At 65.1% G+C, this 13,547-nt stretch carries 10 protein-coding genes; 7 read left to right on the forward strand and 3 right to left on the reverse strand.

Features of this window, described 5'->3' with window-relative positions:
• The first annotated feature begins 89 nt into the window (after positions 1–89).
• From IH00_RS42625 to IH00_RS0105450, 5 genes are all read left to right on the forward strand, one after another.
• Positions 90–2,300 (forward strand): DISARM anti-phage system protein DrmE domain-containing protein, encoded by a 2,211-nt coding sequence (locus IH00_RS42625; protein WP_158827684.1) that lies wholly within the window; start codon positions 90–92, stop codon positions 2,298–2,300.
• Positions 2,301–2,514: 214 nt separating this feature from the next.
• Positions 2,515–6,006, forward strand: coding sequence for a P-loop NTPase family protein (locus IH00_RS0105435; RefSeq protein WP_031070148.1), 3,492 nt, complete (start codon positions 2,515–2,517; stop codon positions 6,004–6,006).
• A gap of 64 nt (positions 6,007–6,070) precedes the next feature.
• Positions 6,071–7,939, forward strand: coding sequence for a hypothetical protein (locus tag IH00_RS42630; protein ID WP_158827686.1), 1,869 nt, complete (start codon positions 6,071–6,073; stop codon positions 7,937–7,939).
• Entirely contained in the window at positions 7,915–8,742 is an 828-nt protein-coding gene (locus IH00_RS0105445) for a phospholipase D-like domain-containing protein (RefSeq protein WP_031070151.1), read from the forward strand. The genes IH00_RS42630 and IH00_RS0105445 overlap by 25 nt, the downstream gene beginning before the upstream one ends.
• Before the next feature lie 251 nt (positions 8,743–8,993).
• Positions 8,994–9,182 (forward strand): hypothetical protein, encoded by a 189-nt coding sequence (locus IH00_RS0105450; protein ID WP_031070153.1) that lies wholly within the window; start codon positions 8,994–8,996, stop codon positions 9,180–9,182.
• On the opposite strand, the gene IH00_RS43820 is transcribed toward IH00_RS0105450, so the two are convergent.
• Together IH00_RS43820 and IH00_RS0105460 are read right to left on the reverse strand one after the other, a co-directional pair.
• Complete coding sequence (locus IH00_RS43820; RefSeq protein ID WP_052411207.1) at positions 9,159–9,965, reverse strand: very short patch repair endonuclease; 807 nt, start codon at positions 9,963–9,965, stop codon at positions 9,159–9,161. The two genes, IH00_RS0105450 and IH00_RS43820, sit on opposite strands and share 24 nt — an antisense overlap.
• Positions 9,966–9,970: 5 nt before the next feature.
• Entirely contained in the window at positions 9,971–11,305 is a 1,335-nt protein-coding gene (locus IH00_RS0105460; RefSeq protein ID WP_031070158.1) for a DNA cytosine methyltransferase, read from the reverse strand.
• A 115-nt stretch (positions 11,306–11,420) separates the two neighbouring features.
• On the opposite strand from IH00_RS0105460, the gene IH00_RS0105465 reads away from it, so the two are divergent.
• Positions 11,421–12,263 carry a GIY-YIG nuclease family protein gene (locus IH00_RS0105465; RefSeq protein ID WP_031070160.1) on the forward strand — a complete coding sequence of 281 codons (843 nt, stop codon included), beginning with the start codon at positions 11,421–11,423 and terminating at the stop codon, positions 12,261–12,263.
• 115 nt (positions 12,264–12,378) lie between these two features.
• A complete protein-coding gene (locus tag IH00_RS39895) occupies positions 12,379–13,125 on the forward strand; it encodes an Eco29kI family restriction endonuclease (protein WP_234334772.1) in 747 nt (248 codons plus the stop codon).
• Positions 13,126–13,173: 48 nt separating this feature from the next.
• Here IH00_RS39895 and IH00_RS0105475 read toward each other — a convergent pair whose 3' ends face one another.
• Positions 13,174–13,512 (reverse strand): hypothetical protein, encoded by a 339-nt coding sequence (locus IH00_RS0105475; RefSeq protein ID WP_234334773.1) that lies wholly within the window; start codon positions 13,510–13,512, stop codon positions 13,174–13,176.
• Positions 13,513–13,547: the final 35 nt, after the last annotated feature.

The following is a 13,547-nucleotide window of genomic DNA, read 5'->3' on the forward strand; positions in this document are numbered from 1 at the left end:
ACGTAGAGCTTCTCAGAGCGGTTGAGGCTGCGGCCGCCAGCCTCGTCCCGATCGCTATAGTCCTTCCGCTTCCGGGCACGGCGGCTCCTTTGCTGCTCGGCGCCGCCGCGCTCATTGGGGCGGTGATGCGCGAGCGATCACTCACGTCCCAGGCGGCTGTGGTGTCCCCGCATCTGGCTTCCCGCATTCTCTACGACCAGCTGTTCTTCAAGGATCAGCGCCTGGCTGACTACATACCCCGCACAGCGGTCAGTGTCGACGGTCGACCCCGAGTCGTCGGCAAGCCACGTCGCGATGCTGGTGGGCGTCTTCACCTTGTCAGTGATCTATCTCGCCTATCCGGCTGGGCGACGTGTCTTTCGGGAATCGCTGTCGATGGCGCGGCTGTCGCTCCCGGCGAGCTCCGGAAGTTCCTCGTGACCTACGCAACTGTGCCGCTCGTCTATCTCACCGCCGACCCTGGCGACCCGGGGCTGGAACACGTACGGGAAGCGGACGGGGTCGTTTGGGGCTGGGACGCCGGGAGCCTCGTGGCCGCGCTCGACCGTGATGTTCCATCCCAGTACGCGAACGCTGGTCCACTTGTCACCAGCGCGGCGGTGCTGCGGCATGCCTCGCGGTCGGAGGTTGTCGTCGTGGCTCCGGCGGAAGGCGAGACGTCTACTTTGGACACCGCGCTGAGTGCCCTGTGGGAACGCATCGCGCGCCTGAGCGCCGTCAGCGGTGTGGAGTCCTCAATAACACAGGGCCATGGACTGCGCTGGGCACGAGGACTGTTCAACACGTTGTCGATGCTCCCTATATCGCCAGCCAGATACGACAAACACACTGGACACGGCCCCTATGCCGTCCGTCTCGGCGAGGCCGTATCAACGGCCAGGGCACTCGCTCGACATACCGGTCGAGAGGCCGCCGGCCACTGGTTCGGGGTCGCCGACGCCCTTTCCAACGCATTGGTGGCGGCGGCACGTGAGGAACGGCTGACACATCTCATTCGCTGGGCTGCCACGTGTGTGTCTGAAGGACGACGATCGCTCCTGCTCGTCCGCAACTCGGCCGCGCGAGCGGCCTTGGTCGACGCCATGAACGAGGCGCTGGAGACGCCGCTCGGCTGGGACGACTGGGTCAAAGTAGCCACCATGGCCGAACTCGTGGCTGGACGGCTCGACACGTCCGATGTACGCGAGATCCGGGTACCGGGGCCATTGCCGCGTGCCCGAGCGGGACTGCTGGCGCTACCGCCCGCCCCTCTGCTGTCCGTGCTGACGACCGGCCCCTTCGAATGCCAGCGGGCACTGAGACAGGCTAGGTGGGCACGTTCGACGTTGCGGAGTATCCGTGAGGAGACGACGACGTGTTCGGCGCCACGCCTGTCCTTGGTGACCGCCTCCAGTAGACGCCTTCCTGAGACGGACGTGCGGCTCCTCGCTGGGGAAGTCGAGGTTCTGCCGATGTCCTGGCCGCGGTTGCCCGGCGACACTGGCCAGTGGGACCCGTTCGACGCGCGCATCCCAGAGTTGTTACGGCGGGTCGTCGATGAACGTGGCCCTGGGCGCGACGAGGATGACGCGCCAGCCCCCACTCGCGTCGTCGGCGGCTTGGCCCAGGCGGAAGTGCCGGTCCTGGCCATCGAGTTGTACGGCGGGGATCGCGACGGGCTGCTCTTTGCCGCCCCCAACGACGTGCTGACACGGCGGAGAGGGATGGAGCTGCAAAGAGTCGCCGCCAAGTCGCTTCTCGCAGGGGATGTCATCTTCCTGGTCGATCACGACGCACGACGCGACCTACTCGGTGCGGTCATTGGAAAGCTGTCGGAGACAGCCACGTATGCCCCGTTGGCGGTACTGGTCGACTTTTGGCACCGCAGAGCGCGGCTCGTCGCGCGGACCGGAATGACATACCGCGACATCCTCCGCCGAATGCACGGCACGTCGATCACCTCGGAGCAGGCGATTGGCTCATGGGTGAGAGGAGAGGTCAACGGCCCGCAGGATCCGGCCGATGTACGGCGGTTCGCCATCGCCGTGCAGGACCGGGTACTGCTCGCACAGGCGGAGAGAGTCGGCTGGGCGTTGAAGACGCTGCAGATCGTGCACCGTAAGGCGGGACGCTGGTTGTCCTCCCAAATCAGCGGCGCCGACCCGCGCCCCAACGAGACGCTGATCGACGTGAACCTGGGGCTCCGTGTCTCGGATCTGCTGGATAGCGTGACGGCGCATACCGTCGGGGCGGTCGATCGAAGCCCGCGCACCGTCGCGGCGCACGAGGTGGGGCGCCTGCTCCCTCGAACAGACGAGTGAGCGCGTCACTCAACTGGCTTAAAAGAAGCACTAGTTAGGCCCGTTTGGCCTACAGCGGTCAGTGCGTCGCGCTAGGGTGTCGCCCATCTAAAGCCGCGCAGTCACGCACTTAGCTCTTCCTCGACTTAAACCACATGAGGGTCACGCGAGGGGGTCTCCCCCCGGACGGGCCAACCGGCTATACGCCTACCGTTCACAACACAGGAGCTTCGCCATGTCAGCATTCCCTCATGGCCGTGCGTCCGCACCGGCCAATACGCCTGCCCAGCGATACGACGCCCTGCTCGCGAGCCTCTCGCGCCGCGTCGTCAGTCAGGCTGTAGGCACTTCAATCCCTAGCGGCACCCGCCTCTTCGACCAGCCTCAGAAGCGCCTGTGGCTCGGCATGCTCGCGAGCGAGGCGAAGATGATCCAGGAGACGAACGCCGGTTTTCGCGGCCTCCAGATCACCCCTCCCGCGCAAGGTTTCACCTTCCGTGTACGGAGGTTGCCAAGCGAGCTGACCGTCGAGGTCAGCGCGTCCGCCTTCCTCGCGTTGCACCCAACGGTCGACGAGCAACGCGCGTCTATGGCAACAGAGGCGAGTACGCACGGGTCCGACGTCGCTGATGAGCTTGGCTCCGCGGCGGCGGACCACGCTCGCGATGTCCCCGCCACCGCTCGTTCGCCGCGAACACGAGTGTCCACCTTCGGGAACGGCCAGACTCCGGGATACCCGCTGGCTCAGGTGTGGACGAAGATCTCGATGACCCCGGTCAAGGTCACGATTCCCCTGGTCTCAGGCGAGGCGCGTTCGGTTCGGGCGGGGGAGAGCGAGATCGCTACGGCGATGCGCTCGGCGACGGCGCGACATCAGCGGGAGCTCTACAGGCAGCGCCTGGCCGGCCCGCCCGTTGGCTCCCTGCCACGCGATCACGACCTTATCGACGAACGAACGTGGGCCTCCTACGAAGCTCAGAACTTGTTGGCTCCCGGTGACCTCACTCCACCTGAGCATCGGGCCGCTGTCGAGGTCGAGGTGAGGCCCGTAGACGGCTTCTACGAGATTTTCGTCGCCGTCGTGAACACCACGCCCGCTCCGCGAGATCAGTTGGTCGACGGCAATCGGCCCTACGACGAGGCATACCTGGACACTCGCCTCTACGAGGTCGTCCTCTCGGCGACCGTGGACGCGCCCGTCGTACCGTACGAGCTGGAGCAGGTAGCCCAGTCGCATCGTTACGAGCGAACGGTCTCGGCCTTCGGACACGCCTCTCCGGTCACGTGCGAGACACGCGGGGAACGTACGATCCTGAGTACGGAGTTCGCGGCTGAACAACCGACCTGGCGCGCGCATCCCAGGACGAAGTCCAAGGACGCCGACGGACGAGAGACCCTGATTGACACTACCTTCGACTCGCTCATCGCGGATCCGATCGGGACAGTCGCGAGACTCGTGAATCTCCTTGACGTGTGGGTTGAGGACAATTGGGGCGCGTCCGCTCTAGATGCCCTCCACAAGGCGCGCGGTTGGAATGACGAGGCGCGCGCTGAGGCCGAGGAGGGTGCTCTGGCCGCCCGCGCGGAGGCCAGCTGGGTACGCGCTGGGCTTGAGACCCTACGCGCCAACCCGGATGTGTTGGCCGCCTTCGTGGCGGCGAACAAGGTGGTCAAAGCTGCCGCGGAGAACGAGTACACGGCCTGGCGACCTTTCCAGATCGCCTGGATCGTGGGCTGCCTCCCCGGCATGGTCGATCCCAGGAAGCACCGCGAGGTCAACATCGTCTGGTTCCAGACAGGTGGTGGCAAGTCGGAGGCCTACCTCGGATTGATGCTGGTCACCCTGTTCTACGGCAGGTACACCGGCGTCACGCGCGGGACGCAGGTGTGGGCTCGCTTCCCCCTGCGCCTGCTGGCCCTCCAGCAAACAGAGCGATTCGCGAAAATGGTGCTGCACGCGGAGGTCCTGCGGCAGAAAGACCCACGCATTCGCCACACGGGGGCGTTCGGTATCGGGTACTTCGTTGGTGGCGGCAACACACCGAACAAGCTCTACAAACCTGGCAACAACAGCTATCACGGGCCTGACCCCACGTCGCCTGAGACAGCGGAGGCCTGTCGGGTGCTGGACGATTGCCCGTTGTGCGGCTGCCCGCTCGCGGTGCGGTGGGACGATCCCAGCCACACCATGCGTCACATTTGTGAGAACGACGATTGTCGGCTCTCGGGGGTGTTGCCGGTGTGGGGCGTGGACGACGATATCTATCGCCGGGCACCCGCCGTCCTTGTGGGCACTGTAGACAAACTTGCGCAACTCGGCCAAAATCAGGCGTTCCAGATCTTGCTCGGGCGGCCTCACTCCGTCTGCCCTAAGCACGGATACTCCTCCAATCCCAACTGGTGTGCGGTGTACGGGTGCCGTGAGAACCGGCTCCCCGTGCCAAAGGGATTCGGGCATGTGCGCCTGGAGATCGCGGACGAGCTCCACTTGCTCGATGAGAGCCTTGGCGCTCTCGACGGCATGTACGAGTCACTACTTCAGAAGATCAGCGAGCACCTGAACAACGATCCGTTCCAGATCGTTGGGGCTACCGCGACGATCGAGGGATACGAGAACCAGGTCCGCCACCTCTACGACCGGGACGCGAGGCGCTTCCCCGTCAACGGCCCGGAGGCGGGCGAGACTTTCTGGTCCACCACTGAGATTGGCGATCCACTGCGCCGCTACCTTGGCGTGCGCTCACGGGCGAGCACGATGGTCACCGCCACCCGAGAGGTCGCCGTCGTGCACGACCAGTGGGTACGTGACCTGTGCGCCAATCCCAAGAGCGTCGTTGCGGAAGCCGGCCTGGACGCCAACGACCCCGACATCGTCGAAGAGGCTCGAAAGGCCGGCGAAGACCTCTACGAGGTGCTGGTCACCTACTGTCTGCGCAATGAGGACCTGACGAGCTTCACCCGGGACCCCGCGGTGAGTGACCTCCTAGTCAGCCGTGACAACCTCGTGATCATCAACGGCGACGCCAGTCCCTCGGCCATTCGCGGGGCGGTTACCCGGCTGGTTGAACGTTCTGAGGACGAATCCGAGCGTGTCAAGATCATCGCTGCCACGAAGGCGATCGGGCATGGATTCGACGTCTCACGACTCGGCGTCATGGCCGTCATGGGAACCCCGACTCAGGCCTCCGAGATCATCCAAGCGTCCGCGCGTGTCGGGCGACGACACCCGGGCCTGGTCGTGAACGTGATCAACCCGAGTCGCGACCGGGACGCCAGCGTCTTTCGCTACTACCCCGAGTGGATCAGGTACCTGGACCGGCTCGTCCACAAGGTTCCCGTCAACCGCGAGTCGGTACCCGTACTCAAGCGAGTCTTGCCAGGCGGATTGATGGCGTGGCTGCTCCAGGTGCTCGACCGTGCCTGGATTACGGGAGCGCCGAGGCGACGCTCGTTGGCGGATTCCACGGCCTTCCGTGACGCCGTGAACGCCGGCTTCATCGACAAGGAGCTGCTCGTCTCGCTTCTGCGTCACGGTTTCGGCATCAACGACACCAGCGTCTACCACCGCATGCACCGGCAGGCCATCGATTCTTGGGTGGACGAACACCTGACCACGGTCCCACTGCGGGCGGAGGCTGGTGACAGGCTGCCCACCTTGTTGAACCCGTCCGTGCCCCGGTCTCTCCGGGATATCGAGGAACCTCTGATCATCTACGGCGAGTTGTAGTCAGCCGCGCAAGCCAGCGTGCCGCACCAGCCGTTCTCAATCACGTCTCTCCAGAGAGTCCGTCATGGCCTTCGAACAGCTCAGTCGCAGTAATATTCAAGCCCTCTGGCGCTACATGCCCGGCCAGCCATACAACTGGTCCTCCAAGGGATCGGTCGTCGGCCAGCCACCCCGACAGGTGACCGCCCTCGATGTGCCGGAGGGTTGGGTCGCTCCGCAACTCACTCGTCTCCTCCTACCGTTCGCCTCCGCAGCGAAGGGTGGCTCCAGGTCGGGATCTGAACTGCACGCGATCGATCGCGGACAGTTCAGGCTCGTGAAGGCGGAGGACCTGCGTGCCACGCGTTTCCCCAACACCTTTATCTGCCGTGCGTGTGGCCTCCTCAAGACCGTCCGAGCGAGTGACCCGGCGCCGGCCTGCTCGGTACCCAGCCACGGGGTTATGGCCCAATTCTCCTGGGGTGAGGTGCATGAGTGTGGCCACCTGAAGGAGCTCTCGGTGCCGCGGTGTGCCTCCGGTTGCCAGGGCGCGATGCGGCTCTGCAACACCCGCGACTTGAACACGTATCGCTGGTACTGGATGTGCGGTCGTTGCCAAAGGCGCTCCGACCAGCCGATCGTCAAGTGGTGTTCTACCTGTCGCGAGGGTCGCCCCCAGGTGATGCGTGTGCCACAGACGTCGGCCTACTACCCACAGCAGATCACGGTCATCAACCCGCCGACTCGGGGCAACTATGGTGCCCTGGCCCACAAGCGCGTGTACGCGGCCGCTGTGGCTCAGAGTCTTGGCCTCCTGCCCAAGGGCGCGGAAGGACTACGACGGGGAGGGGGCTCCACCGCCACGGGAGGCGCCGTGGAACAAGCACGCGAGATGGCCGCGACGCTCGGCCTGAAGACCGGCGACGATCTCTATAACCAACTCATCGCTGAGGCCAAGAAGAAGGAGGGAGACGCGCCGGCGTGGGACGCACAGGTCGACTCCCTCGGACGGGACCCAGACACGATTGAGGAGTTCGGTGAGGAGTGCCGTCAACTTGGGCTGGCCTGGGACGCCAAGCCCCTGACGTCGCAGGAGCTGCTGGACGGCGACGAGGGAACTGAGCTTGAGCCCATCTACCGGCGGTACCGCAAGCTCTTCACCCACTACGGGTTCGCCGACGTGACCCTGCTGCGAGAGCTCCCGATCGCCTACATCGTCGCCGGATACACCAGGATCAGCAGCAAGGCGGTCGCGACGACCCGTCGCGGAACCCAGACTACGCAGCAGTTCCGATTCTTCCCCGCCGGCCGGGACAGCAAGTTCCCGATGTATGGCGTCCGTACGGAGACCGAGGGCTTGCTGTTCGAGCTGGACAAACTCGCCGTGGTGAAGTGGCTCGTCGACTCCGGTCTCGTCGCGGATCCAGGCGTGCGTACGCAGGAAGAGGCTCAGCGTTGGATCTTCTCGGTGGCCGACCCAGTAGTAGATGTCTTCAACGCCCCCGAGAACCCGATCAGCCGGGCGCTACTCGGCCTCGTCCACTCGATGGCGCATCGCACCATGAAAGCCATGGCCAGCAGGTGCGGCCTCAATGTCGATTCGCTGGCGGAGTACCTCTTTTCGGCGAATTGCGCCTATCTGATCTACGCGAACACTCGAAGCGAATTCACCCTTGGCGGGCTCGAGCATGTCTATCGCTTCGATCTCGAGGACGCGTTGCGTGAGTTGGACGCGGAGACCCGTTGCGTCTTCGACCCCCCGTGTCGACGGGACTTCGGTGGAGCGTGCGCCGCCTGCCTTCACATCTCCGAGGTCGCTTGCGCGAGATTCAACACCGTATTGGACCGCAACCTGCTCTTCGGCACGCTCCCGCTGTCCGCCTCCCCCGCGAGCACACCAGCCAAGTCTGGACGAAAGGAAGAGCTGCGGTGGCGCGGGTACTGGAGCCACTGAGACCTCTCGTCTCCCTTCTCCAGCAAGCGGCGGACCCTGTCCGCGTCGCGGCGGCCGCGGCCAGCCTCGCGGCCGCCGGCGCCACTGCGGCGAAAGTGATCGAGCAGGTCGCCAACGCGGTGACGGATCAACGCCTCGTGCCCCACGCCCTCGTCTACGCCGGCGTGCTCCGGGAAGACGGCCGCCTTACCGAGGCGGCACCGTTGCTTCTCGCGCAAGCCCACGCCATGGTCGCGATGTCAGTCGAGGACAACTGGGACTTGGTCTTGACCGTTCCGACCTTCTTGCGTGATCCACTGAACTCGATGTCCCGGGACAACGGCGGCCCGGGGCTTCCTCTCGATACGGAGCGTACGCTCCGCATGGTCGCTGAGAGTGCCAAGGACCGACTGGTGATGGCCGCGCCCTATCTGCACCCATCCTTCGTCTCCGCGCTGGCGCCCTCTCTGGCCGACCTGTTGGCGAATGGCGGAGGTGCCGTCGTGATCACGAGGGCGTTGGGCGTCTCGGCGCCACAGCGTTCCAACGCCAACGTCGACTCTGTGTCCATTCTGCGTGAGGCTGCGGGCGCGAACGATAGTCGCCTCAAGATCTGCTCGTGGGACGAAGCCGGCCTCGGTGTCCACTTCAAGGTCTTACTCGCGGACGAACATCTGGCGTACGTCGGCTCCGCCAACCTCACGCCCGGGGGTACTTCATCGCACGCCGAAGCGGGCGTGTTGCTACGAGGAAGACGGGTTAGGTCGGTCTCGCGCTGGCTCCATGCGGTGGCTGATGAGCTCATACGAAGGTCACTCGCGTAAGCCTCTTCAATGCCCTTCCGCAGGTCGCCCCTCTCGGGCAGGACCAGGCCACCCAGGCGTCGGCGATGCCTGGGGCCCCATCTGGCCCCGGGCGCACGCGCTGTCGTGCGTCAAAGACGCAGGAGCGGGGGTGGAGCCGACCCCGCTACCCGAGAGGGCACTCATACGGTTCAAGGTCCACGACTCAAGTCAGGAAGGCGGGAGGCGAAGCGGTCGCGAGTGGCTGAGGACCTCGTGGCACACTCAGCCGCATGATCCGCGAACCAGCAGAGCTGACCGTCCAAGCGGACGGAACCGTTGAGTTGCCCATGGGCCTGTTGGCCGAGGCCGGCCTGAACCCGGGCTCCAAGGTGCTCGCCTTTAGCGACGCGGACGGCCGGATCGTGCTGCGCCGTTTTGAGGACTCGGTCGAGGACCTACTGGGTGGGCATGGTTTGTAGCCCTGCGCGTTCAGCCGTCGCGCGCTCCGGGCGAAGGACCGCGATGACTCGGTTGGCCGCGTCGACTGGGTCATCGTGCTCCCAGACGCGGATGACCGTCCAGCCAGCTTGACGCAGGAGGCTGTCAGTCTCGGCGTCTCGCTTGCGGTTTCCCTCGATCTTCTCGCGCCAGAAATCGATGTTCTTCGTAGCGGGTCGGTGGTGCTCCGGGCAGCCGTGCCAGAAGCAGCCATCGACGAAGACCGCGACACGCGCTTTGGGAAAGACGACGTCGGCCGTCCTGCGCAGTTGAGGCAGGGGCCTAATCCCCACGCGATAGCGCAGACCCGCCCGGTGCAGGAGGGAGCGCAGCCGGATCTCTGGTTTGGTGTCCCTGCCGCGGTTACCTCGCATCACAGACCGGACGGCCGACGAAGTGGCCCATGACCGCTCGGGCGGCGGCTCCTCGGCGAGGAGCCCGGCGTCCCTCGCCATCTCCCATGCCTGAGCCAGGTTGGCACCACGTGTTTCGTGCGCGACCTCGCCCACATACTCGGCGGGCGAGCGGCCCTTGTCGGACCACCGGAGGTAAGCCCGGATGCGCCGTGTCTTGGGGAGGACCTTCAGCTCGATGGAAGCGCGCGCGAAGCGGCCGTCGCCCAGGTCGACCATGCGCCGGTGTCGTCCACCAGCGGCACGGTCCTGCTCGGCCGCCAGCGCCTCACGGCTTCGTCCCTCTCGGCCCTTCCACGCGCGGGCGGGCGGCGGCTTGTCCTTCCATCGGCTTGGCTCGTTTGGTGCCATACCGGTCACCTACGGCTCTCCGCCTCGTCCAGGGCGGCGGCCACGGCCTTGGCGAAGACCTCGCCGAGCAGAACGGGGACGGCGTTGCCGAGTTGCCGCATCTTCTCTCCGCGAGGACCTTCCAGCTTGTGGTCATCCGGGAATGTCATGACGCGAGCGGTCTCTCGAACGGTCATGTAGCGGTGCTTGTACTTCCAGCCGTTAGGGGCTTCGGGGTCCGGCTCTCTGTCGTCCAGGAGCATGACCGATTCCCCACCGGGTACACCGTGCACGCCGGCCTTGACGGTCTTCGCTGGCCTGTCCAGCTCGTTGGGTGTGTGGCCGTCGTAGATACGGGCACCGGGCCAACCGATGTGGTAGGTGAAGCCCCCCAAGTAGTGCTCCTTGCGGTCGAAGAGCTCCTCGGGGACGGGGGGTAGGGGCTTGTTGCCATCGATCCCGGCGATCGCGTCGCGAAGCGTCCGCCAGGGCTTCATCTCGCCGTCCTCGTCCTGCGGCAGCTCCTGCGGCAGCTCCTTCGGCAGCCGCGCGTGGACGCGTTCCACAACGTGGTCCGGCACCTCCCGGATGGCTCGATGGCGCTTCCAGTAGGACCCGTCCAGCATGGATCGGATCAGTGCCGCTTCTGAGTACTGGGGACGCACGGCCCTCTTGAAAGCCTCGATATCGACGTTCAAGTCCGCCCGGAACGCGACGAGGATCACCCGATGCCTGATCTGGGGCACGCCATAGTCAGCGGCGTTCACCGGGGTCATGATGACCTCGTACCTCTCGGAAGGGTCGCGAGGCTCTTCCTCCCGGCGTCGCCTCAGGATCTCGTCGTGCTCCTCCCACGACGCGCCCTTCGCGCGTTCCTCGAAAGGCATTTCCAGCTCCCGCTGGATGTAGTCGAAGTACCGCTTGAACGAGGGGCGAAGCAACCCACGGACGTTCTCGCAGATCACGGCCTTGGGCCTGATCTGCCGAACCGCCCTGAACATCTGGGGGAACATGTTGCGCGCGTCCTCGGTACCCTTGTGGGCGCCCCCGAGGCTGAAGGGCTGACAGGGCGGACCGCCCGCGAGGACGTCGACCTCGGCGTCGCGCAGGTACTTCATGGACAGCTCTCGGACGTCGCCCACGACCAAGGGGCAGGGCTCGCCGGGCGCGGGGATCCGTTCCTCGTCGCCACGGGGCTTGGCCCCGTTGGCCTCGAGGGTCTCGCCCGCTCGCTTGTCGAACTCGTTATAGAGGAGCGGACGGAAGCCCGCACGCTGAACGCCCAGGGCCAAGCCGCCAGCGCCCGCGAACAGCTCAACGCTGGTGCGGTCCTTAGTTTGCTCTCCAAGCTGATCAGGCATGGCGAAAGCATACCGCGGAGTTGTCGATCTTGCTGCGGGTATGGCTAGAAGTTTCCCTTCACTTTCGTGATCGCGGATAGGGTGCCGGTGATCACTGGAGCGAAAGGACGCTTGGATGACGCCGGCAGTCGAGTCCGACGATGGGGCCAAGTACCACAGAGACTTCACTCTGAGCATCACCAAGGCCCTGGGCGATCAGCTCGCGGACGCGCTTGAGGGGCTGGACCGGGCTCCGTTGACCGAGGACAGCATCGACGACCTCAAGGAGAAGCCCGGGGTCTACCAGCTCTACCTCAATGGCGAGTTCGTCTACGTGGGCAAGGCGGACAAATCGATACCCGTCAGGCTGCGTCAGCACTTCCGCAAGATCGGCGGACGTCGCGGCATCTCCCTGCGAGACGTGGAGTTCTCTTGCCTCTACGTCGCGGAGGACTTCTCCGCCCTCGCACCGGAACAGCTGCTCATCACGCACCACAAAGAAGCTGGCCAGATTCCATGGAACAATAACGGCTTCGGCAACAAGGACCCTGGTCGGAATCGTGACAGCACAGTCCTCAAGGCCAACCACTTCGACATGCTCTTCCCCATCGACCTGGAACGCACGGTCGATGGGCTCACACCAGGTGTCGTAACCCTTCAGAGGTTGCTGGATGAGGTGAAGGCTGACCTTCCGTACAACTTCCGGTATCAGAAGTCGCCTCTCTTCAAGCAACGATTGGTGACGATCCCTGAAGCGAATATGACGGCGGACTCCGTCTTTAGATTGATCGCGACGGAGATACCAGACTCCTGGCAGATTGTCGCCCTGATGGGGTACGTGATCATGTACGACGACAGCCCCCGCGAGTACCCGAGTGCCTGGCACTACTACCGCGGCGCGGAGTCGTTCGAGACGGCGCCAGAGGCTGAGCCCCCCGGCCCTATCGATGAGGCCGAGGAAGCCGACGAGGACGCGTAGCCAACCAGTTCGAGCCCACAGCCGCCCCCGGTAGCATGGGGCGTACGGGCGAGTAGCCACGCGAGCACTCGACGGCCACACGCGTCGACGGACGCTGCTCGCATCCGGAGCCCTCATGACCACGCCAAACACCCTGTCCTCTTGGGCTGAGGCCGAACCGCCTCCCGCTCCCCCACGGAGGAAGCCGAAGCCCGCCAGTTGGATGGATGGCGCCCAGCGGCACGAAGAGTACAACCCTCTCGACCTGGAAAACCTCGGCCGCAGCGTAGAGGCGCAATTGCTGCGCCGCCCGATCGAACCGCTGGCTTCCATCGCGCCCACCCTCGGCGCCGGTGTCTACGCCATCTATTACTCGGGCCCTCATCCGCTCTACAAGCCGATCGTCGAGCCGTTTGGGGGCACCCCTATTTACGTAGGCCAAGCTCGCCGTGAGGGGGAACGCAAAGGCACAACAGATCCGAACGCGCCGACGCGCGCCCTCTTTGATCGACTAGAGGAGCATAAGGACTCCATAGAGCAAGTCGCTCGACTCGACAGTGATCTTAATATCCAGTTCTTTCACGCGCGTTACCTCGTAGCGATCGAAGCCTTCGTCAGCCTCGCGGAGCGCGTCATGATCCGGCACTATCGCCCCGTTTGGAACACGGTCGTCGACGGCTTCGGCAACCACAATCCGGGGGCCGGTCGCTTTGACAAACAGGCACGGCCCGCATGGGATGATCTGCATCCGGGGCGCTGGTGGTCACATCCGAAACGTATGAAGAAGCCAAGCACCCGGTCGCCCGAGCAATCGCGCCTATTGATCAAGGCGCACTTCATGGGCATTCCCGCACAGGACGCGAGCGAAGACGCCGCTCCCTGAAGACGGCTCACGCTGCGTCCGGGCGGGCGATGCGTTCAGAGCTGAGGGCTATCGGTAGCGGCGGGCGGCGGTCAGCCATGTCACCGCTATTGGCTCGTCCCCGTCCTCGTCGTCGTCAGTGCCGTCGGGGGCGGGGGCCTGGTGGACCTGCTCGATCTGCCGCTCGATGCCGCGCAGGTTCTCCTGGAGGTCCATGGTCACCACGCCGTCCACGGTGACCTTCAGCGGGTCGGCCAACAGCTTGGCGCGCCGCTCGCCCAGGACCTCGAGTGCTACCGCGCGCACCGACCGCAGGCGGAAGAAGCGGCGTTCCAGGTCGGCCGGGTCGGTGGCCGGGCCGAGCTGCGCGAGCAGCCACGACCGCTGGAACTCGTCCACCAGGATCACATCCCTCAGTACGAGGCACGGCCCGGAGCCGCTCG

Origin of the sequence: Streptomyces sp. NRRL S-118 (assembly GCF_000716335.1) — a bacterium.
Classification (GTDB): domain Bacteria; phylum Actinomycetota; class Actinomycetes; order Streptomycetales; family Streptomycetaceae; genus Streptomyces.